This is a genomic window from Pandoraea sp. ISTKB (genome assembly GCF_001721285.1).
Classification (GTDB): domain Bacteria; phylum Pseudomonadota; class Gammaproteobacteria; order Burkholderiales; family Burkholderiaceae; genus Pandoraea; species Pandoraea capi.
On record NZ_MAOS01000114.1, the window covers coordinates 1 to 475 of the forward strand.

Annotated in this window: 1 pseudogene; it reads right to left on the minus strand. The window is 68.6% G+C overall.

The annotated features are described in order from the left end of the window. A pseudogene (locus A9762_RS27835) lies at positions 1 to 475 on the minus strand (NAD(P)(+) transhydrogenase (Re/Si-specific) subunit alpha); the annotation flags it as partial.

A 475-nucleotide genomic window follows, 5' to 3' on the forward strand; every position in this document is an offset into this window, starting at 1 on the left:
AGCGATTCGATCTGCTCGCGCACGGCCGGACGCACGTCCGACGCTTCAATGACCGCGCCCAGACGCTTGGCCGTCGCGATGGCTTGCAAGCCCGCGACGCCTGCGCCCAGCACAACGAGACGCGCAGCCTTCACGGTGCCCGCAGCCGTCATGAGCATCGGCATGAAGCGCTGATAAAGGTTGGCGGCGAGCATCACGGCCTTGTAACCGGCGATGTTGGCCTGGGATGAGAGCACGTCCATGCTCTGCGCACGCGTGGTGCGCGGCGCGGCTTCGAGCGCGAAGGCGGTCACGCCGGCGGCCGCCATACGTGCGTTGTTCTCGGCATCGAACGGGTTGAGCATGCCCACGACGACACTGCCGCGCGGAATCCGGGCGAGTTCTTCGGGGGAAGGGGCGCGAACCTTGAGGACGAGTTCTGCGCCCAGCGCGTCGGCAGCGCTGCCGAGCGTGGCGCCGGCGGCTTCGAAGGCGG